The sequence below is a fragment of the Ascidiaceihabitans sp. genome, assembly GCF_039986515.1.
Lineage (GTDB): Bacteria > Pseudomonadota > Alphaproteobacteria > Rhodobacterales > Rhodobacteraceae > Ascidiaceihabitans.
Genome location: NZ_JBDWQO010000023.1, coordinates 1 through 19888 on the forward strand (window position 1 = coordinate 1; position 19888 = coordinate 19888).

The following is a 19888-nucleotide window of genomic DNA, read 5'->3' on the forward strand; positions in this document are numbered from 1 at the left end:
AATCATCCTGACCCGGCACACCCGCTTCACGGCTTTCAAGGCTGTGCACGGCAATGGTTTCTTCCTCAAGCAGGTATTTTTCCAAAGCGTCCGACGGCAATGACGTCGATTGGCTAAGCGACGTGGCGCGGTTCTGGTTGGCAGACCAGCCTGCGGTTTTGGCATTCACAGGGTTGATACGGAACCAGATGTTGGAAGGCACATGTTCGCCACGGTGGCATGTATAGCATGTCACACCGACCTCTTTGTTGGCGTTGACGTGACCATCCCATTCTTCGTTGATGGCTTGCGTCATCTCGATCATCCGGCGCGAAACAACTTTGGTGTACAGATCGTCGTTGCCATAGTCCTCAAGGTCCGCATCGCCATGGCAATAGGCGCAGCCTTCTTCCGGCGCGATCCACTGCGTCATGGCGGCCATGACCCGGTTGAAGTTGTCTTCTGTCAAATCGCCCAGAACCTGCACGTTTTGATAGATGTCTTTGGCCAGATCTTCGTCGCCTTCGGGAATCCACGGCTCATCTGCCGTGTCGAAGTTTGCGATATCGGGATCAGCTTTGGCCAAAGCCACGTTGAATTCCGGCACCGACATGCCCGTGCCGCGTGGCCCCGTTTGCATGCTGCTTGTTTGGGCCGGGTTGCCCCAGGTCACGATCAACGCTGCTGCAAAGATCGCGCTGCCCACCGCGCCAACAGCAATGGCAGGGCCAAAGATGTTGACGGGGTTGTCAGCGTTCCATTTGTCAAACCACTTGGGAAACATCGCTTAGTTCTCCTTCCCGATGAAGGCTTCGTAAGATCCGTAGTCCTCGTAGCCATATGAGCCGTCATACATTGGTGCAAAGTTGTGTTCTTGCGCCCAGATGAACCAGTTGTCGACGACGGTGCCTGTCAGCAGGATGCCGATGCCGCCCGTGATCGGGGTCAGAACCGCGAACCACCAAGCCCAGCGGTGGATGCCTTCCATGGTGGCGTTAAAGCCCATGGTCCAGCGCCAGAACAAAGCGGCGCGTTCGGTGGCGGTGCCACGGTCATAGATCTGTTCCAACTCGCGGTCGCCGCCGTAACGCGTGACGGCCAGAATGGTGCCGCCGTGCATCGCAAACAACAGAACCGACCCATAAAGGAACACAATCGAAAGACAGTGGAACGGGTTGTAATAAAGGTTGCCATAGCGGATCGAGAACGCGGTCGTCCAGTCAAGGTGCGGGAAGATGCCATAAGGCACGGCCTCGGACCAGCTGCCCATCAGCACGGGCCGGATCAAACCAAGCACAAGGATCAGGAACAGCAAAGCCGCAAAGGCCCAGGCCACATGTTTGCCCATCTTGTGCTGTTGCGCCAATTGATAGGTGCGCAACCACCATGTGACGCAACCCACCAGAAAGAACATGCCGGCAATGATAAACGCACCGCCGTCGTTCAATGGTGGCATGCTCAGCCCGTATTCGGGACCGGGGGGTTCCAACGCCAGCCAGAACAACTGGCGCAGAAGTTCAGGCACAGACCAGTCCACCTGAACCAAAAAGGAAAAGCCCACGATATTGAACCAGATCATGAAGCACACGCAGGAAATGATCCCGTACATGTTGGCATTGACCGGCCCGATTTGGGCGTTGCCGATGAAGCCCGCAAGGCGTGAGAAGAAAGGCTTAAGCGTGCGTTCCTTCATCAACTCGCCGCTGTCATCCATGCCCCATTCGGGATTGCCCTGAACCAGCACCTGATTGAAGATGTTTTGATAGGTATTAAACATGGATCACAGTCCTCCTACAGGCATGGGGTCCGCGCCCCAGATTGGCATGTCCAACCACCAGTTCCACCACTCGGGCCAGCCAGCGGTCCAGACGGGACCAGAGATGATGATGCACACGGCAGAAAAGAACACAGCGTTCAAAGCCAACAGATAACCAACCCGGTGGATGCCTAGGGTGCCGATAGAATAGCCGATATAGTCGCGGAAAAACGTGTCTTCGTGATCGGGGGTCTTGGCCTCTTCGCCCTCTTCGGGGTTCGCCGCAGACAAGATCAACGCGCCATGCAAAGCCAGCGCCAATGTGGTGGTGAAGAACAAGGTCACCGCCAGCATGTGGGCCGGGTTATAATGGAAATGCAAATAGGCGTAGCCGGTGTTGCTGACCCAATCGAGGTGGCTGAAAATCCCGTAAGGGAAACCGTGGCCCCATGCGCCCATCAGAAGAGGGCGGAAAATGACCAGCGTGACATAGGCCAGAATGGCAAAGGCGAAGCCGGCAGGCACGTGATAGCCCATGCCCAGCTTGCGGCAGATTTCGACCTCGCGCAGCGCCCAGCTGATGAAAGCACCGGTGGCGCAGAAGGTGATGATCTGCCAAAGGCCGCCTTCCAACAAGGGCGCCATGCCCAAACCATAGCTTAGGTCTGGTGGCGCAATGTTGATCAGCCACGGATTAAAGGTGCCCTGCTGCGAGGCGCCCCAAAAGATCAAAATGGTGCCTAACAAGGCGAAAAAGGCAGTCGTGACCCCAAAGAAGCCGACATAAAATGGACCTACCCAAAAGTCGAACAGATCACCGCCGACCAACGTCCCTCCGCGGACGCGATATTTTCTTTCGAAGCTGAGCAACGCCATCTTCATGTCTCCGCAATTGGTGGCTTGTGCCCCGAATGGGACGGCTGCCGTCATAACAAGTGATTGGTTTGCTGCGGGCGTCGCGACATGCGCCTCGCCCGCAGCTTTACTTTGGCTTTCCTTGGATCACTGGTTCAAACGCATGCCCCGAAAGGCACGCCTTTTGAACTTACTGCGCGTTTTGCGCCGCCAGTTCGAACCAGTTGAAGTGCTCGGTGCTCAGCAGGACGAGGTGAATCATCGCTGCCAGCAGGAACAGGAAAACGCCTTGTGCGACAAACACACGGCGTGGATCAAAAATGAGCCAGACTTTGTAGAACTTTGCCATTTATCAATCCCTCCTTAGAACCACGGGCGCCAAATGAAGACTGCCAAGTGAGCAACCACGGCAACTGCTGTAAACAGCCAGAGCCCGCTCATGTAGACAGAATGCAATTCTTGCGCCTGTTCGTCTGTGAGACCTGTGAAAGACAGGTTTGTATTATCAGCCATAATTATTCCTCCGGGAGGTTATGCTGACGCCGCGCACCCCGCGGCCGGGTCCTTTAGGGGTCTCCCCCCTCGGGGCTCTGTCCGCCTGTTGCCAGACGTCCAGTTCGTGTTCCCAACAGGCGCACACAAGCCGGGAATTTCGGGGATGGGTCTCAGCCTTAGTGGCTGAAAATCATCGTCACACTGTCAGTGTGCTCGCGGGTCACCGCGAAAAAATCATAGGCGTTATGATGCGGGCTTGGGTCCAGGCGCGGGCCATTGGCCCTTTGTCCGTGAACGATCGCGACTTGAACGCAGCCAGCGCCCACGTCAGGCAAGCCAGCGGCAAAGTCGCCACAAAGATCACGGCAAAATAAACCATGAACTCGGTCTTTTGCGCATTTCGTTTCGGGGCAGCGGACTGCTCCATCGGGGTATTCGACGTGAGGTCAGTCATGTCGTCTCTCCTCCAGTTGGTTGTGACCCGGTCAACGGGTCCAATGCGCGCACAGTTTCCAAAACCACACGTTCCGCACCATTCGCGAGGGCTGCTTGCTCAGCCGCATCGCGCAGGGTTTTTGCCGCGGAAATTCGGGTTAGGATCGGATGCTGTTCCACAATGCGGTCCAGCATGTCTTGGGCGTCGGCGTCCCATGGGAAATCGCGACGCAGGGTCGTTGGGGTGGCCTCGGCGGCGTCCATCTCAGACGCCAAAGGCAGGATGTGGAACAAGGCATCAAACAGCCCGTTGCACACTTCCTGCACCATATAAGTCGCCCCCGCATATCCCATAAACGGCGTGCCTGTGGCGCGACGGATCGCAGCCCCCGGAAAGGACGCCGGAATAAACGCAGGGGCTGGGCCGAAACCTGCCTTAAGCTCAGCCAAATACATCTTTTCGTTGATAGACCCCATCACGATCAGCGGGCGTTTCTGGCCCATCATCGCACGGACTTCTTCGTTGTTGGTTTTCTTGCCAGCCGTGCGGGCGACCGCAAAAGCACAAGGAAGCCCCATGTCGTCCTCAAGAAACTGTCGGATGCCGCGCGTGTAAGTCTCATTTGCTACAATCGCAAAGGACGCGGTGGCAAAGAAATCCTGCGTGACAGAACGCCAAAGATCCCAAACCGGTTTGATGGTGGAATGCTTTTCACGTTCGATAAAAGGTTCGGGATCGAGGCCCACCAAATCCCCCAGTGCGCGCAGGAATTTGGTAGTGCTCTCGATCCCTATCGGGGCTTGCAAGTATGGCTTGGCAAGAAGCTCACACAATCCACGCCCGAACTCGCGGTACATGCAGATGTTTACATCCGCATTTACCAGATCTCTCATTTCGGCAACATGGGCGCCCAAGGGCATCACCATATTGACCTCACAACCGATCCCTTCGACCAGCCGTCGTATCTCGGCCAGATCGGATGGCATGTTGAACGTGCCATACATCGGACCAAGGATATTCACGCGAGGACGCGCACGGTCCTCGCGTTTCTTTTCAGGCGGCATGCGCCCTTTCGTCATGCCAAACTCGGTAAAGATCCAAGTCATGGCACGATCCGCCGCTTCCCACTGATCTTCATCAATGGTGCGTGGCAGGAATCTCTGAATGTTGGTGCCCATGGGCGTGACACCGCCACCGATCATCTCGGCAATGGACCCCGTCACAACAACCGCAGGCAACGCCGGATCAAGCGTACCCCAAGCGCGCTTCATCGCACCCTCGGTGCCATCACGGCCCAATTCTTCCTCACCCAACCCCGTCGTCACAATCGGCAACTCATGGGGCGGCAACGCATCGGTGTAGTGCAAAACAGAGGTCACCGGCAGGTTTTCACACCCCACAGGGCCATCAATGACACACTGCAAACCCTTCACGGCACAAAAGGCATAAACCGCACCCCAATAGCCACCAGCCCGATCATGATCCATCACAAGCATCAGACCGCACCCCCCTGCTTCATCTCGCCAGATAAACCTCGGGGGTGTGGGGGCTGGCCCCCACTGCAAACATATGATGCAAACACACCCATCAAATCATCTGCGCGGCCTTCGCCGCCTTCGCTTGCCGTTCAATCTTTTTCTGGTTCTGTGCACGGAAATCTGGCCGCACATTCGGCGCACCCTCCCAGACACCTGCCGTGTCACCAGAACCCACACCCTCAAAAAACGCCTTCATGTGGGCCATGCGGTCTTTGTTCCCAATCGCCGCATTGACGACTTGGGCCAAAGACCCAGCCCCCGCTGGCCCCATCAAAGGCCGCGCAGAAATCAGGTTGGTGAAATAAAGACCCGGAATGCCCAGCTCTTTCGCCTTTTGCACAACAGGTGTCGTGCCAATGGCCAAATCAGGCTGCACCGCTTCCATCGCCGCACAATCATCTTCCAAAGATGCACGGAATTGAACCTTCACACCCTTGGCCTCAAGCCACGCGCAATCATCCGCATTCCAAGGTGTCTTCGGACAGGCGGTGCCCACATAAGGCACAGTGGCCCCGCTTTCGATCATCAACCGCGCGACCAGCAATTCAGAGCCTTCATAGCCCGATAGCGTGATGGTGCCGTCAATCTTGGCCCCTTCAAGGGCCGATTTGATCGCAGGCAAGAACGCGTTTTGCGCCGCAGCGATTTGATCCGCAGTACAGCCATGCGCCTCGCCGATACCCTTCAACCACGCCGCTGTGCCATCAACGCCAACGGGCGCAGACCCAACAACAGGACGGCCAGCGGCCTGAAACTCACGCACAGAGGCGGTATAAAACGGATGGATCGCCGCCACGACGGTACTATCAAGCGCGGAATAAAGTTCACGCCACTCGCGGCACGGCACAACAGGCCCCGCCGCCAATCCCATCGGGGCCAGCATCGCGCCAATCATCATCGGATCGGCTGGAAACATCTCGCCCAAAAGCGCCACAGTTGGACGGTCCGACTTGCCAGCGGCAGGCGACGCCACAGGCCCCGCCTCAATCTCTTCGCGGGCATATTTCAACATCGCACCGGCCAAAACATCCTTGGCCTCGGCGTGGGTCGGAATGCCAAAGCCCGGCACATCAATGCCCACAACCCGCACGCCATCAATCTCACGCGGCAGCAGACGCAAAGGAACACCGGACGCCGTCGGAACACAAAGGTTGGTCACAACAATCGCGTCGTATTTTTCAGGGTCCGCCAGATCATGCACACTTTCGCGGATGTCCTCGAACAGTTTGCCGGTCACCAACGTCTCGGAATTAAACGGAACGTATCCAACGGACCGACGCGCGCCATAAAAATGCGACACAAAGGTCAGACCATAAACGCAGCAGGCAGAACCAGACAACACAGTGGCCGTACGGCGCATGCGCAAACCCACACGCAAAGACCCAAAGGCAGGACACATCGACTGCGGCTTGTCATGGGGGCCTTGCGGATAATCCGCCGCAAACTTGTCCAACATCTCGGAATTGCCCGCCATACGCGCGGCCTTTTCCATCTCGGACCCGGAATGACAACCAAGACCATCGACAGGCGCCCCCGTCACGGCAGGCATTTCCGCTTCACGCAGGTGCCCCGTCGTGACCTCGACCGCATCGGTGGCGTCATATGTGACTTCATCACTCATGCTTCGTCATAAACCACTTCAAGGGACGGCTTGGGTTCGGCATTCTTGCCACGCATGTCCATATCAGTGGCAGGTTCCAGCACCACGTCACCGCCCGTTTCGGACGCATCAAACAGACCCAGCAAAGCGTCCTGATCCAAAGGCGTCGGACGTACAGGCGGGGCCACAGCGACGTTTTCCCCAAGGGCCGCAAACAATGCGCCCCATTCGGATTCGGCGGTGCCAACGATTTGGTAGTTGGCGGATTTCTTGCGCAAATCATCATTTTGCGGGATCGCGGCCAAGACCGGAATATCAACTGATTCCGCAAATGCCTGCGCCTCACCCGACCCGTCGTCTTTGTTGATGACCAGACCGGCCACGCCTACGTTGCCACCCAGCTTGCGGAAATATTCCACAGCAGAACACACGTTGTTGGCGACATACAAAGACTGCAAATCGTTGGACGCGACCAAGATTACCTTTTGCGCCATGTCGCGGGCGATGGGCAGACCGAAGCCGCCACAGACAACGTCGCCAAGAAAATCAAGCAGAACGTAATCAAAGTCCCAATCGTGAAAGCCCAGCTTTTCCAGCAGTTCAAATCCGTGGATGATGCCGCGCCCACCACAGCCGCGCCCCACTTCCGGCCCGCCAAGCTCCATCGCAAACACACCACCGCGCTTGAAGCAGACATCGCCAATGGCGACCTCTTCGCCCGCCAGTTTCTTGCGGGTCGAGGTTTCGATGATGGTTGGGCAGGCCTTGCCGCCAAACAGCAAAGACGTGGTGTCGGATTTCGGGTCACAACCAATCAGCAAAACGCGTTTGCCTTGTTCAGCCATCATGTGGCTGAGGTTGGCCAGCGTAAAGGATTTGCCGATGCCGCCTTTGCCATAGATCGCAATGATCTGGGTTTTGCTGGTTGGCTCTTCGGCGATGATGTCCGCCAGATCTTCGTGGGCCTCATCACGCAAACGCTGATCGAAATCCTTTAGATTTGGTACTTCGTCTTTCACGGTCAATGCTCCCAGTTCAGTATCATTTTCAGGCAGGACGGATCCGTGAACGCCTGTTCATAAGCGGCCGCCGCTTGGGCCGCATTCGTTTGATGTGTGATCAGACCGCCCAAAGACAGCGTGCCGCTTTCAACCAAAGCGCGGGTGGCCATCAGGTCGTCACGCGTCCATTCGGCAGCGATGCGAAACCGCGCCTCTTTCATGAAGGCCGGCGGAAAGGCGAACGACAAAGGCGTGGCATAGAACCCGGCCAAAACGATTTCACCGCCCTTGGCTATGCGCCCCACCAGATCGTTCAGCAGTTGCGCCTGACCAGACGCGTCATAGATAGATGTATAATCGCGGCGCGTGTCGGCGTCGGGGTGCACAACCTCATAGCCGGTTGCACCCGCTTGACGGCTTTCGTCGATTTCCCAAACCGTTGGCGCAGGAGCACCCGAAGCAATTGTCAGGCGCGCAAGCAAACGACCCAGAACACCGTGGCCCACAATCAGGTCTGGCACGGCTTTGTTCATACCAGCCATCGCATGGCGGGCAGTGGCAGCAAGGGCCAGCAAAGCCCCTTCTTCTTTCAAAGCGGGATCAATGCGTGTGACACGTTCGGAATCAGTGACCAAACGATTGGACGCACCGCCAAACAATCCAAAGGCCCCGTCAAAGCAATTGGCACCCGGCACAAACACGCGGTCGCCCGGCTTGTAGCCGGTCAAGGGACCGGCCTCGACCACTTCGCCAGCCGCCTCATACCCCGGCACCAAAGGATACCCCATGCCCGGGAATGGCGGCATATCGCCTGTCCAGAACAGTTTTTCGGTGCCTGTGGAAATGCCGGAATGTGTGACGTCCACCACCAAATCCCCCACACCCGGCGCATTCAATGCGAGGGTCTCGACCTCTAGATCACGTGGACCTTTCAGAAGAACGGCGGTGGTTTCCAAGTAAGCCTCCCAAGGCGATGATGAAGCGGCACGTTTTCCCAAGACAGACTCAGGGGGTGCGACATTCTGTAAGTGTCATTCTAAGTGGACACGGCCATGTGTCAATTAGTTTAGACACTTTTGTGTCAGGTAAATTTTACAGCAATGGTTTTTGCGCGGTCAAAACACGCGTCACGAAAGGCCGGGCGGGCGTCGGGCTTTGGATGTTTTCAAAGCCTGCGTCACGGCAAAGCGCCTCAATCTGTTGGGGGGATCGCGTGCGTCCGGTTTGCATCGCCATGGTGTAGAAGGCAAAATACACATCGCCAGACCGGTCAGGCTTTGCGCCGCCGCCCATCGGCTCTGACACAATCAGCCGCCCCCCCGCAGGCAACGCCGCGTGTACTTTGTGCAATAAACTGCGCACCGTATCGTCAGAATGGTCATACAGAACACGGATCAACGAAATCGCATCGGCGCCCGTTGGCAAAGCGTCGTCCCGAAAAGACCCCGCATGAAGCGTCACGCGGTCCGCCAACCCCGCCGCATCAAAACGTGCCTGCGCGTCAGGGACGACTGCAGGCAAATCGAACAACTGTAAATCAAAACCCGTATGCACCTGCCCAACGGTTTCCAAAAATGCCCCCGTGCCGCCGCCCACGTCCAGCAAGGTGGCGATGCCTTTGAAAGATGTCATGCGCAGCGTGTCTTCAGCCACCAGCTTTTGGCTTTGCGCCATAAGGTCGGAATAGGTGCGTGCCACCTCGGGGTCTTCTGCGCTGGCCGCGCCAAAGACATAGGGCCAAAATTGCGACAGCTCTGTCTGGTCGGGACCGCGCAGCAAAGCCACCGGATCCTCAAGATCACGGTAAAACGCTTTGTGGTGGCGGATCATCGCCTCAAGTCCCGGCACACCCATCAAGGCCGCACCCCGCCGTGCCAGCGCAAAACGACCATCGCGTTTGCGTGTCAGCAGCTTCAACGCCGCCCCCGCCTGCAGCGCAATTTCCATCCGGTCGGGGGCCACATTCAAAGCTTGCCCCAAAGTCTCGGGCGACATTGGCCCTGCGCGCAGGCGTTTGAAAATATCCATCTCGACCAAAGCCATCAGAACCTGACTTTGAACAAATCCCTGCACCACATCGAACAACACCGCGCCGTCACGCCGCGCAAAACCACGGGTTAAAGGAAACTTGCTGGCCCAGCTTTGAAACCCCGGGCGCGCAATCAAACGGTTGATCCAACCGCCTTTCCATTGGCCCAGATCAGGGGTGTCCGCCGTCATTCGCCAGGCACGCTTTGCGGACTGACCACGGGGGTCAGACGTTCCGCATACATACGCACCATTTCAGCCAGCTGCGCTTCGCCGGGGCAACTTGGAATGGATGAAATCGCACCCCCCAAGATGTCTTTCAAACGCTGGATCGCGCCTTGGACCCCCAGCAGCGTCACCGCATTGGGACGGCCGTGCAGATCATCTTGCCCTGCAGGTTTGCCCAATGTGTCGGCATCGTACAACGCATCCCGCAAATCGTCCGCGACCTGAAAGGCTTCGCCGATGCGCGCACCCAGTTCGAACCACGGCTCTGCCTCTTGGCCCGCAGCGATGGCCCCCATCTGGGTGGCCGCAATAAACAATGCGCCTGTCTTGGCCTGATGATAGGCGCTTAGATCAATCTGCGCTTCGCTTTCCCAGCCTTGGCCTGCACAAATGCCCCCTGGCATGCCTGTGCGTTGGGCCAATGTTACAATCATTTGCGCCACACGATCGGGCGCATGAGACGACTGACGGGCCAGAATTTCAAAAGCCAGCACAATCAGGCTGTCGCCCGTCAGCACCGCCAAAGGTTCGGAATAGGCCAGATGCACGGTTGGCTTGCCACGGCGGGTGTCCGCATCGTCAAAGCAAGGCAAGTCGTCATGCACAAGTGACGCACAGTGGATCAGCTCAAGCGCGGACGCCGCAGCATCGGCCAGCATCGGTTTGTCATCACCACACGCCATCGCAACAGAGGTCAGTATGGTGGGGCGAATACGTGCGCCACCCGGTGCTGTGGCATAGGCCAGTGCCGAAGCCAATCGCGGCGGCACAGCCCCGGCGTTGTCCGGAAACTTGGCTTGTCCCACTTTAACTGCATTGGAAATCGCGGCTTCGATGCGGGTATTCAGGCCCATGTGGACTCCTCTCACTGGCGCATTTTCATGCATGTGTCACGATATTCGGACACTAAAGTGTAAATCATACTGGACACATTGCGTTCACGAGTCAACAATCAGCTCACGCCATCCCAACCCGGAGCCCCAATGCCCAAGCCATCCCATATGCTTGCCCCCCATGCTGTCGTGATCGGCGCCGGCATCGCAGGGCTTGCAACTGCACTGCGATTGCGGGCGCAGGGATTGGACGTGACGGTTGTGGAACGGCACAGCTGGGTGGGCGGCAAAATGCGCACGGTTGCATCGGACGCAGGCCCCATTGATGCAGGCCCAACGGTGCTGACCATGCGACATGTCTTTGACGATCTGTTCCAAAGCGCAGGAACACGGCTGGAAGATCACGTGACGCTTATTGCACAACCCACGCTGGCGCGGCATTTCTGGCCCGATGGCAGCACGCTGGATCTGCACAGTGACCCCGACAAAAGCAGCGCAGCCGTGCATGCGTTTGCCGGACCAGAGGCCGCACAACAGTTTGAGACGTTTTGTGCCAAAGCCAAACGGCTGTATGCCGCTTTTGACGCGCCAATGATGCGCAGCCCAAAACCGACGCTCGCCAACCTTACAAAACACGTCTTGAAACACCCAAGCCTGATCCGTGATATGGCCCCGTTGTCGTCTTTGGCCAAAAGCCTTGCCCGCGATTTCGACGATCCGAGACTTGCGCAGCTTTTTGCACGTTACGCCACCTATGTGGGCGGTTTGCCACAAATGTCGCCTGCGATCCTGTCGCTGATCTGGCAGGCCGAAGCCGCAGGGGTTTGGGTTGTGCAAGGCGGGATGCACAAACTGGCCAAAGCGATTGCAGCGTGTTTTACCAGCATGGGCGGCACATTGCGCACCAACTGCCACACGCACAGCATCGAAACAGACAACGGATCTGTCACCGGCATCAAGCTTCAAAGCGGCGAACGGCTGTCATGTGATTGCGCCGTGTTCGCCGGTGATCCCCGCGCACTTGCAACGGGCCAGCTTGGACCGGATGTCGCACATATTGCGCCGCAAACAAAACGGCTGGAACGCAGCCTGTCGGCGCGGGTCCATAGCTTTGCCGCGACGCCACGTGGTCCGGACCTTGCACATCACAATGTGTTCTTTGACGGCGACCCGAAGGCAGAATTCCAAAGCCTTGCCCAAGGACGCGTTCCTGAACGCCGCACGCTTTACATCTGTGCGATGGACCGCGGCAAGGGCGCAGCGCCACCCCCCCTGGAACGCTTCGAGATCATATCAAACGCACCGGCGACCCATGCCGACACCGACCCACAGGAGCTGGAAACATGGCACCAATCGACACTTCAGACGATGGCGGGCTTCGGTCTGACTTTCAGTCCGACACCACACACGAACAGCATAACGACACCGCAGATGTTCGACGCGATGTTCCCGGCAAGTCTGGGCGCACTTTACGGCCAAACACCGCACGGGATGCTGGCCGCGTTCCAAAGGCCCACGACACAAACCCCTGTGAACGGGTTATATCTGGCCGGGGGCGGGACACATCCCGGAGCGGGCGTCCCGATGGCGACGCTCTCTGCGCAGCACGCGGCCGAGGCGATCTGGAACGACCTAACTTCAACATCGACGTCTGCCCGAACGGCTACGCCTGGTGGTATGTCGACGGCTTAAGCGATTGCGGGGCCCGCGCGGTGTCGGTGATCGGCTTTATCGGATCGGTGTTTTCGCCGTGGTACAAATGGTCAGGCCGCAAGAACCCGCAAAACAACGTCTGCATCAATGTGGCGACCTATGGCCCCGGCGGACGTTTCACCATGACGGATCGCGGCACCCCTGCCCTGCGCCAGACCGCATCACGGCTTGAGGTCGGCCCGTCATCCATGCGTTGGATCGGCGACCAGCTTGTCATTGACATCGACGAAGTGTCATCGCCGCCTCTGGTGTCGCGGGTGCGTGGCCAAATTCGTGTCACGCCTTCGGCGATAACAGGTGTCGAATTGCCTTTGACGCCGGATGGTGCGCATGTCTGGCGCCCCTTCGCCCCCAAGTCACGCATCGAGGTCGACATTGACCGCCCAGGCTGGCAGTGGTCCGGCGAAGGCTATTTTGACGCCAACTTTGGCACCCGCGCCTTGGAGGATGATTTCAGCTATTGGACGTGGGGCCGGTATCCTACCGCAAACGGTGCCACCTGTTTTTATGACGCCACGCGGTTGGATGGTTCGGAATTGGCCGCTGGCTTTGCCTTTGACGCTGACGGCACCGCCCGTGAAATCCCCCTGCCCCCGAAAGCCGCGATGAAGCGCAGCCTTTGGGCCGTCAAACGCGAAACACGCAGCGACGCAGGCTATGTTCCGACCCAGCACCAGAACATGCTGGACGCGCCGTTCTATTCCCGATCCGCCGTAAGGACGAAACTGGACGGCGTTGAGACAGTTGGTGTTCACGAGGCTTTGGATCTGACCCGTTTTCGCCACCCTTTGCTTAAACCGATGTTGGCTGTGCGTGTGCCCCGCAGACGGAACTGGGTATTTGGATAGGATGCAGGGGGCCAGCCCCCGTCTTGCAGACTCCCCCGAGGTTTATTTAGCGAGATGAAGTTAGCCGGCTTGCTCAGGGTTGAGCTTCCAAACGGACGCATTCAAGGCCGCAGCAATCGTCACCCACAACAGGTAGGGCGCAAACAACATCCCCGCCAATGTATCAACCTGCCAGAGCGCAATCATACCAAGCAAAACGGCGACCCACAGCCCCCCGATCACAGCCAACCCAAGCCGGATTTTCTGTAAACCGAAGAACACAGGCGTCCACAATGCGTTCAGCGCAATCTGGATCGACCAAAACGCCATCGCGATTCCGTTGCCTTCTGCCAGTGCCACACGGGCCCCCGCCGCAGACATACAAATGTACAGCGTGATCCACGTGACCGGAAATACCCAGTCAGGCGGCGTCCAAACCGGTTTATTTAAGTCGCGATACCAAGCCCCCGGTGGAAACAGACCACCTGTTGCACCCGCGCTGAAGCACGCCACCATAAACAATGTGAAGAGAAGCCAAAACATAAAAACTAACTAAGCGACGCAGGTGTCTGGTTCAACCCACCGCGTTCCGCGCGGCTGTGATGTTCCAGTGCGGCAAGCACGTCGAACAGCTTGTCACTGCGCGGTCTTTCGCGAGGATCGCTTGTGGCGTCGACCAGAAACTGCACCTCTGGAACGGGGTTGGCATACAGCACCGCAGATCGCGGCATCACCATGCTTAATCCACTGCGACCAACGGACTGGGCCAACCACCCCAGCTTTTGGGCCTTTGAGGTGCGGGCCCGCGCCGTGATCGAATCGTAGTCCATGCGCGTCAGTTTGCCTGCGATCCCCGCATAGATGAACCGTGCCGCATAAATTCCCGGGCGACAGCCCACTGGCAACGCCCCCAAGCCTGCTTCGGATCTATAGTACAGTCGGTTCGCTTCCATCACCAACCGCTTCACCATGGCGCGAATATCTTTCGTCGCGCGCGGATCAGCCATAAAGGCGCCAACATCCACACCAGCCTCTGCAAACCAATCGGTTGGCAGGTACAAACGCCCTTCCAGTGCATCTTCGCCCACGTCGCGTGCAATGTTCGTCAGCTGCATCGCGACACCCAAATCACACGCCCGTGCCAAAGCGTCCGCGTCGCGGACCCCCATCAGCACACACATCATTGCACCAACAGCCGACGCCACGCGTGCACTATAGTCTATTGTGCCACTTAGGGTCTTATATCTGCGTGCCTCCGCGTCCCATGCCAATCCTTCCAACAAGGCATCAGGCAAAGCGCGAGGCATGTCAAAATCGGCAACCACAGCCGCAAAAGCACGGTCAGGGGCCGCGTTTTCCGGCCGTCCTTCGTAGACGCGATCCAACCGATCACGCAAACGCAAAACGGAACGCACCTTGTCCGCTTTCAAATCAACTTCGTCATCAGCCAAACGGCAAAACGCGTAAAGCGCCAAGGCAGGATCACGGACCTTTTTGGGCAGCAGATGTGACGCGGCATGAAAAGACAAAGACCCATGGCGAATTGCATCACGACATTGTTCAAGATCGTCAGGATTTATCATTTCACTGTCTCCGCATCCGGCACCAATTTGCCCAGAACTTCAGCTGTCGAAATCACCCCAGGCACGCCCGCACCGGGATGCGTGCCCGCCCCAACCAGATACAGGCCTTTGGTTTCTTCAGACACGTTGTGGGGGCGGAACCATGCGCTTTGCAGGATGCGTGGTTCAATCGAAAAACCCGCACCATGAGGGCTAAGGTAGCGGTCGCGGAAGGTTTCCGGCGTAAAGACAACTTCGGTGCTGATCTTATCCGCCAATCCCGGCAACAACTGATCCTCAAGCACCTGCAGCATCTTCGCCTTGTACTTGGGTTCTTCGGTTTTCCAATCCACGCCACCATGGCCCAGATGCGGCACAGGGCTGAGGACATAAAACGAATCGTCGCCATCCGGTGCCACAGTCGGATCCGTGATCGAAGGGCGATGGACATAAAGGCTCATGTCGTCGGCCAATTTGCCCTTCATGAAAATGTCGTCGAGCAATTCGGTGTAACGCGGTGCATTCAAAATGGTGTGGTGGCCCACATCGCCCCACATATCGCGGGTGCCTTTGGTGCCGAAATACCAAACAAACAAAGACATCGAATAGCGGGTCTTTTTCAATTTGCCCGGTGTCCACCGGCGCTTTGGGACATCGGCCATCAGGCGATCATAAGTATGGCCCGCATCAGCATTGGATACGATCACATCAGCCGCCATATCCAAGCCGGATGTCAAACGCACACCCTGCGCCTTGCCGTCATTGACCAAAATGCGATCCACTTCGGTGTCCATCAACAGCGCACCGCCCTGATCCTCGATCACATCTGCCATTTTGCGGGCCATCTCGGCGATGCCACCCATGGCGTAATGCACACCGAATTCCTTTTCGAGATAGCTCACAAGGATATACATTGACGTCACATGAACAGGATCACCACCGATAAACAGCGGATGAAAACTGAAGGCCATGCGCAGCTTTTCATTTTTAAAGCGCTTGGCGGCATGGGCATACACGGATCGGTCGGCGCGCAGCATCCCAAACGTGGGCAGCACTTTGACCAGATCCCACAGTTTATGCATGGACCGGCGGCCCAGATCCTCAAAGCCGAACCAATACCGCTTGGCGCTGTCGTTCAGGAATTTGTCAAAGCCTGCCACGTCGTCGGGCGAGATTTTCGCAACTTCGGCCCGCAGCTTGTCGGTGTCTTGTTGGGCCACAAACTTGGTGCCATCAGGCCAGCGAATTTCGTAGAACGGATCAAGCGCTTTCAGCGTCATATCATCATCAAAATCACGCCCGCACGCCGCCCATAGATCGCGGTACAACTGCGGCACGGTCACAATGGTCGGCCCCAGATCAAAACGGTGCCCATCTTGCCAAATGGCACTGCCCCGCCCACCGGGCACGTCAAGCTTGTCGATAACCGTGACGGCATAGCCCTTGGCCCCAAGGCGCATCGCTGCGGCCAAACCACCAAGCCCCGCGCCAATCACAACGGCTTTCGGGCGGGCCGGTGCATCAGTGTCTGCAACGAAGGAATCAAGCGGCTCAACACGTGTCATCATAATCAGACGATACATGTGTCTAGTTTAGTTGACAATTCTTTCCTGAGCCGTACCCTAGCTTTACGCAGAATATGCCAAACGACAGTGCAAGAATGACCCAGACGATCAGTATATCCTTTTTCCGCTTTGACAGGTGGCAAGACAGGCTTTGGGCCATGTCCATGATGGTTGCTGCGCGCGCAATCCTGCCACGTGTGGCGGATATCGGTTTCTGGAAGCTGTGCGGATCTGGCGCGGGGGTCGGCTTTGATGTTGCCCCCAATCCAAAAGTTTTTGCGATTCTGGCCACTTGGCCTGACGCGCAAACCGCACAGGCGCGCACCTCATCGGCTGGTATTTTTCAGCGCTATGTCAAACATGCTTCCGAAACATGGACGGTGTTTTTGAACACAACGTCCGTGCGTGGCCAATGGGCAGGATCTGCCCCTTTTGATGTGTCGGATGAACACCACGCAGGTCCTTTGGCCGTGCTGACACGCGCCACCATCAAAACCCGCAATGTCCTGCGGTTTTGGAAACGTGTCCCCGACATCAGCGCTGTCATCGGTGACGACCCGAATGTCATGTTCAAAATCGGCATCGGGGAAGCCCCTTTGTTGAACCAGATTACCTTTTCGGTCTGGCCCGATGCCCACAGCATGGCGGAATTTGCACGCCGTGACGGACCTCATGCACGCGCAATTCGTAGTGTTAGAGACGAATCCTGGTTCAAGGAAGAACTTTACGCCCGCTTCACCATCGTCGGTGATCGCGGCACGTGGGGCGGTTCCAGTCCCCTTACCCAAACAGAGAGACCCGCATGAAGACCCCTTTTCCTTTCTCGGCCATTGTGGGCCAGTCCGACATGAAACAAGCGATGATCCTGACCGCAATCGATCCCGGAATAGGCGGCGTTTTGGTGTTTGGGGATCGCGGAACTGGAAAATCTACAGCCGTGCGCGCATTGGCGGCCCTGTTGCCCCCCATCACAGCCATCAAAGATTGCCCCATCAACGCAGAGACGGCAGATGAATGCCCGGAATGGTCCCAAAACCGCACAACAGAGACATATTCATGCCCCACACCCGTCGTTGATCTGCCCTTGGGGGCCTCCGAAGATCGGGTTGTGGGGGCCTTGGATATTGAACGCGCATTAACACGTGGGGAAAAGGCCTTTGAACCCGGTTTGCTGGCCCGTGCCAACCGTGGGTATTTGTACATCGACGAAGTGAACTTGCTGGAAGATCACATTGTAGACCTTCTGTTAGACGTGGCCCAGTCTGGCGAAAATGTGGTTGAGCGCGAAGGTCTTTCCATTCGCCACCCGGCCCGCTTTGTACTGGTGGGATCGGGCAACCCGGAAGAAGGCGAATTACGCCCCCAATTGCTTGACCGTTTTGGTCTTTCCGTCGAGGTCCGCTCGCCTCAGGACGTCAAGGAACGCGTCGAAGTCATCAAACGCCGCGATGCCTTTGAACGTGACACAGATGCATTTCTGAAAATCTACACCAAACAAGATGCAAAAATCCGCAAAGCGATCGTTAAGGCAAAGGCCCTGTTGCCGACAGTGACGCAAGAGGATGACATCCTGAATGATTGCGCAGCGCTTTGCATCGCGCTTGGGTCAGATGGCTTGCGGGGCGAATTGACTTTGTTGCGCAGCGCCCGCGCCTTGGCAGCCTACAAAGGGCATGACACAATCACACGCGACCACTTGCGCACAGTGGCACCCATCGCATTGTCCCACCGATTGCGGCGCGATCCCTTGGATGATGCAGGTTCTGCCACCCGTGTCGTGCGCACCCTCGACACCGTTCTGGCATGACAGACGCCGCCGCCAATTGGCATCGCGCCCTGCTGGCAATGGCGCTGTTGGCCGTAGATCCGGTCGGGTTGGGGGGCACTGTGATCCGCATGCGCGCAGGTCCAGCCCGGGACACTTTGATGCAGAGCCTCACGGATATCCCATTGCCGCAGCGCAAAATTCACCCCAACATTTCGGACGAACAGCTTTTTGGCGGAATTGACATTGCGGCCACGCTGTCAAGCGGACAAGTCGTTGAAACGAATGGTATAATGTCAGCGCCCTGCGCCCTTTTGCTGACCATGGCGGAACGTTGCAGCCCTGCATTGGCCGCAAAGCTGGCTTTGACCTTGGACAAACACCCGCACCACTGCGTTGTCGCGCTGGACGAGGGGGCAGACGCGGATGAGGCCTGCCCTCCTGCCCTATCTGACCGGCTCGCTTTTCATGTGGCGTTCGACGATCGCATACCAAGGGCTGCGCCACATGTCCCCGCGGGGACACCGCAGGGTCTCGTTTCGGATGTGACCTCGACCGGTGAACAAATCGAAGCGCTGACCGCCCTTGCCTATCAGCTGGGCATCACAAGCTTACGCGCCCCCCAGTTAGCCATCAAAGCGGCCCGCGCCCACGCGGCACTACATGGACGAATTTCCGTTGAACAAACGGATCTGGACACAGCGGCAGCCTTGGTTCTTGCCCCACGCGCCTTGCACTTTCCTGCCCCACCAGAAGAAGAAACCGCCGAAGACGCCCTGCCCCAGACAGAACGTGACGGCGCCGATGACGGGAACGCCAACCATGATGCACTGCCTGACGGCGACATGTTGGTCGATGCGGTAAAAGCCGTTCTGCCTGCGGATGTTTTGGCAGCACTTGTCCCCGCGGGGACAACCCGCAAAGCGGCAGGGTCAGGCGCAGGATTGAAGCGAACTTCGAACCGGCGTGGTCGCCCCCTGCCCTCGCAACCCGGCAAACTGGACGGCACACACCGCATCGATCTGGTCGCAACACTTCGCGCAGCGGCACCTTGGCAGTCCGTGCGGGCAAAGCAACGCCCCGATGCGGACGGCCTGCACATCAGGCCGTCTGACATTCGTGTCAAACGCTATCAGGAACGTTCTGACAGGCTATTGGTTTTTGCGGTAGACGCGTCCGGATCCACCGCCGTCTCACGCCTGGGCGAAGCAAAGGGCGCGATTGAACTGTTGCTGGCACAAGCCTACGCAACACGCGACCATGTGGCGCTGATCGCCTTCAAAGGTACAAGCGCAGACGTTTTACTGCCCCCCACCAAGTCACTTGTACAAACAAAGAAACGGCTCGCTGCCCTGCCCGGCGGAGGTGGCACGCCTTTGGCAAACGGATTGCAGGAAGCGGCTTTGATGGCTCAGGCCGGACGCGCCAAGGGCCTGACCCCCACAGTCGTTCTGATCACCGATGGACGCGCCAATGTGGGACTGGACGGCACGGCGGGACGGGCCCAAGCTGCAAATGATGCCATTGCCTGTGCAGGGGTCATTCGCACAAATGGGATACCTGCATTGGTCATCGACATGAGCAACCGACCCGAACCACAGCTTAAACAGCTGTCAGCGGCCCTTGACGGATCATACATCGCCTTGCCACGCGCCAACGCCGAACGGCTAAGCGCGGCGGTCAACGCATCCTTGGCTGAGGTTTGAT

General features: G+C 57.7%; 20 protein-coding genes. 5 read left to right on the top strand and 15 right to left on the bottom strand.

What is annotated here, in order from left to right:
- The 12 genes from pufC to ABJL60_RS20500 form a co-directional block, all read right to left on the bottom strand.
- Positions 1-763 (bottom strand): photosynthetic reaction center cytochrome PufC (pufC, locus tag ABJL60_RS20445; RefSeq protein WP_348502190.1); only part of this gene is annotated, 763 nt, incomplete at its 3' end.
- A 3-nt stretch (positions 764-766) separates the two neighbouring features.
- Entirely contained in the window at positions 767-1756 is a 990-nt protein-coding gene (gene pufM, locus ABJL60_RS20450) for a photosynthetic reaction center subunit M (RefSeq protein ID WP_348291981.1), read from the bottom strand.
- A gap of 3 nt (positions 1757-1759) precedes the next feature.
- Positions 1760-2611, bottom strand: coding sequence for a photosynthetic reaction center subunit L (pufL, locus tag ABJL60_RS20455; RefSeq protein WP_108830396.1), 852 nt, complete (start codon positions 2609-2611; stop codon positions 1760-1762).
- A 169-nt stretch (positions 2612-2780) separates the two neighbouring features.
- The gene (gene pufA / locus ABJL60_RS20460; protein ID WP_108830295.1) at positions 2781-2939 is read right to left on the bottom strand and encodes a light-harvesting antenna LH1, alpha subunit; all 159 of its coding nucleotides are present in this window, start codon (positions 2937-2939) and stop codon (positions 2781-2783) included.
- 14 nt (positions 2940-2953) lie between these two features.
- Entirely contained in the window at positions 2954-3103 is a 150-nt protein-coding gene (gene pufB / locus ABJL60_RS20465) for a light-harvesting antenna LH1, beta subunit (protein ID WP_108830296.1), read from the bottom strand.
- Between the two features lie 202 nt (positions 3104-3305).
- The gene (gene pufQ / locus ABJL60_RS20470; RefSeq protein WP_348291978.1) at positions 3306-3539 is read right to left on the bottom strand and encodes a cytochrome PufQ; all 234 of its coding nucleotides are present in this window, start codon (positions 3537-3539) and stop codon (positions 3306-3308) included.
- Positions 3536-5017, bottom strand: coding sequence for a chlorophyllide a reductase subunit Z (bchZ, locus tag ABJL60_RS20475; RefSeq protein WP_348376299.1), 1482 nt, complete (start codon positions 5015-5017; stop codon positions 3536-3538). The genes pufQ and bchZ overlap by 4 nt, the downstream gene beginning before the upstream one ends.
- A 91-nt stretch (positions 5018-5108) precedes the next feature.
- Positions 5109-6608 carry a chlorophyllide a reductase subunit Y gene (bchY, locus tag ABJL60_RS20480; RefSeq protein ID WP_348376356.1) on the bottom strand — a complete coding sequence of 500 codons (1500 nt, stop codon included), beginning with the start codon at positions 6606-6608 and terminating at the stop codon, positions 5109-5111.
- A 68-nt stretch (positions 6609-6676) separates the two neighbouring features.
- Positions 6677-7678 carry a chlorophyllide a reductase iron protein subunit X gene (locus ABJL60_RS20485; protein WP_348291974.1) on the bottom strand — a complete coding sequence of 334 codons (1002 nt, stop codon included), beginning with the start codon at positions 7676-7678 and terminating at the stop codon, positions 6677-6679.
- Positions 7679-7680: 2 nt separating this feature from the next.
- Positions 7681-8616: a chlorophyll synthesis pathway protein BchC gene (bchC, locus tag ABJL60_RS20490; protein WP_348376298.1), complete on the bottom strand. Its 936-nt coding sequence runs from the start codon at positions 8614-8616 to the stop codon at positions 7681-7683.
- A 136-nt stretch (positions 8617-8752) separates the two neighbouring features.
- A complete protein-coding gene (locus tag ABJL60_RS20495) occupies positions 8753-9880 on the bottom strand; it encodes a methyltransferase (protein ID WP_348376297.1) in 1128 nt (375 codons plus the stop codon).
- Positions 9877-10770 (bottom strand): polyprenyl synthetase family protein, encoded by an 894-nt coding sequence (locus ABJL60_RS20500; RefSeq protein ID WP_348291968.1) that lies wholly within the window; start codon positions 10768-10770, stop codon positions 9877-9879. The genes ABJL60_RS20495 and ABJL60_RS20500 overlap by 4 nt, the downstream gene beginning before the upstream one ends.
- 129 nt (positions 10771-10899) lie before the next feature.
- On the opposite strand from ABJL60_RS20500, the gene crtD reads away from it, so the two are divergent.
- The gene (crtD, locus tag ABJL60_RS20505; RefSeq protein ID WP_348376296.1) at positions 10900-12441 is read left to right on the top strand and encodes a 1-hydroxycarotenoid 3,4-desaturase CrtD; all 1542 of its coding nucleotides are present in this window, start codon (positions 10900-10902) and stop codon (positions 12439-12441) included.
- A 26-nt stretch (positions 12442-12467) separates the two neighbouring features.
- Complete coding sequence (gene crtC, locus ABJL60_RS20510) at positions 12468-13310, top strand: carotenoid 1,2-hydratase (protein WP_348292153.1); 843 nt, start codon at positions 12468-12470, stop codon at positions 13308-13310.
- Between the two features lie 60 nt (positions 13311-13370).
- Here the strand turns inward: crtC and ABJL60_RS20515 are convergent, their stop codons facing one another.
- The 3 genes from ABJL60_RS20515 to ABJL60_RS20525 are packed head-to-tail and all read right to left on the bottom strand — an operon-like array spanning position 13371 to position 16416.
- Entirely contained in the window at positions 13371-13832 is a 462-nt protein-coding gene (locus tag ABJL60_RS20515) for a TspO/MBR family protein (RefSeq protein WP_348376295.1), read from the bottom strand.
- 5 nt (positions 13833-13837) lie between these two features.
- Positions 13838-14872 carry a 15-cis-phytoene synthase gene (crtB, locus tag ABJL60_RS20520; RefSeq protein ID WP_348376294.1) on the bottom strand — a complete coding sequence of 345 codons (1035 nt, stop codon included), beginning with the start codon at positions 14870-14872 and terminating at the stop codon, positions 13838-13840.
- A complete protein-coding gene (locus tag ABJL60_RS20525) occupies positions 14869-16416 on the bottom strand; it encodes a phytoene desaturase (protein WP_348376355.1) in 1548 nt (515 codons plus the stop codon). Before ABJL60_RS20525 ends, crtB begins: the two co-directional genes overlap by 4 nt.
- 95 nt (positions 16417-16511) lie before the next feature.
- Here ABJL60_RS20525 and crtA point away from each other — a divergent pair, with 95 nt between their 5' ends.
- From crtA to ABJL60_RS20540, 3 genes are read left to right on the top strand one after another with little or no spacing between them, the layout of a single operon-like run.
- The gene (gene crtA / locus ABJL60_RS20530; RefSeq protein WP_348376293.1) at positions 16512-17222 is read left to right on the top strand and encodes a spheroidene monooxygenase; all 711 of its coding nucleotides are present in this window, start codon (positions 16512-16514) and stop codon (positions 17220-17222) included.
- The gene (bchI, locus tag ABJL60_RS20535; RefSeq protein WP_348376292.1) at positions 17219-18223 is read left to right on the top strand and encodes a magnesium chelatase ATPase subunit I; all 1005 of its coding nucleotides are present in this window, start codon (positions 17219-17221) and stop codon (positions 18221-18223) included. The genes crtA and bchI overlap by 4 nt, the downstream gene beginning before the upstream one ends.
- Entirely contained in the window at positions 18220-19887 is a 1668-nt protein-coding gene (locus ABJL60_RS20540; protein WP_348376291.1) for a magnesium chelatase subunit D, read from the top strand. The genes bchI and ABJL60_RS20540 overlap by 4 nt, the downstream gene beginning before the upstream one ends.
- Position 19888: the final 1 nt, after the last annotated feature.

Coding starts and splice junctions, on each gene's coding strand:
- ABJL60_RS20540 (WP_348376291.1), top strand. CDS start 18,220: ATGACAGACGCCGCCGCCAATTGGCATCGCGCCCTGCTGGCAATGGCG.
- crtD (WP_348376296.1), top strand. CDS start 10,900: ATGCCCAAGCCATCCCATATGCTTGCCCCCCATGCTGTCGTGATCGGC.
- ABJL60_RS20515 (WP_348376295.1), bottom strand. CDS start 13,832: ATGTTTTGGCTTCTCTTCACATTGTTTATGGTGGCGTGCTTCAGCGCG.
- crtA (WP_348376293.1), top strand. CDS start 16,512: ATGACCCAGACGATCAGTATATCCTTTTTCCGCTTTGACAGGTGGCAA.
- pufA (WP_108830295.1), bottom strand. CDS start 2,939: ATGGCAAAGTTCTACAAAGTCTGGCTCATTTTTGATCCACGCCGTGTG.
- ABJL60_RS20495 (WP_348376297.1), bottom strand. CDS start 9,880: ATGACGGCGGACACCCCTGATCTGGGCCAATGGAAAGGCGGTTGGATC.
- pufL (WP_108830396.1), bottom strand. CDS start 2,611: ATGGCGTTGCTCAGCTTCGAAAGAAAATATCGCGTCCGCGGAGGGACG.
- bchI (WP_348376292.1), top strand. CDS start 17,219: ATGAAGACCCCTTTTCCTTTCTCGGCCATTGTGGGCCAGTCCGACATG.
- bchY (WP_348376356.1), bottom strand. CDS start 6,608: ATGCCTGCCGTGACGGGGGCGCCTGTCGATGGTCTTGGTTGTCATTCC.
- pufM (WP_348291981.1), bottom strand. CDS start 1,756: ATGTTTAATACCTATCAAAACATCTTCAATCAGGTGCTGGTTCAGGGC.
- ABJL60_RS20500 (WP_348291968.1), bottom strand. CDS start 10,770: ATGGGCCTGAATACCCGCATCGAAGCCGCGATTTCCAATGCAGTTAAA.
- bchZ (WP_348376299.1), bottom strand. CDS start 5,017: ATGCTTGTGATGGATCATGATCGGGCTGGTGGCTATTGGGGTGCGGTT.
- pufQ (WP_348291978.1), bottom strand. CDS start 3,539: ATGACTGACCTCACGTCGAATACCCCGATGGAGCAGTCCGCTGCCCCG.
- ABJL60_RS20525 (WP_348376355.1), bottom strand. CDS start 16,416: ATGACACGTGTTGAGCCGCTTGATTCCTTCGTTGCAGACACTGATGCA.
- crtB (WP_348376294.1), bottom strand. CDS start 14,872: ATGATAAATCCTGACGATCTTGAACAATGTCGTGATGCAATTCGCCAT.
- pufB (WP_108830296.1), bottom strand. CDS start 3,103: ATGGCTGATAATACAAACCTGTCTTTCACAGGTCTCACAGACGAACAG.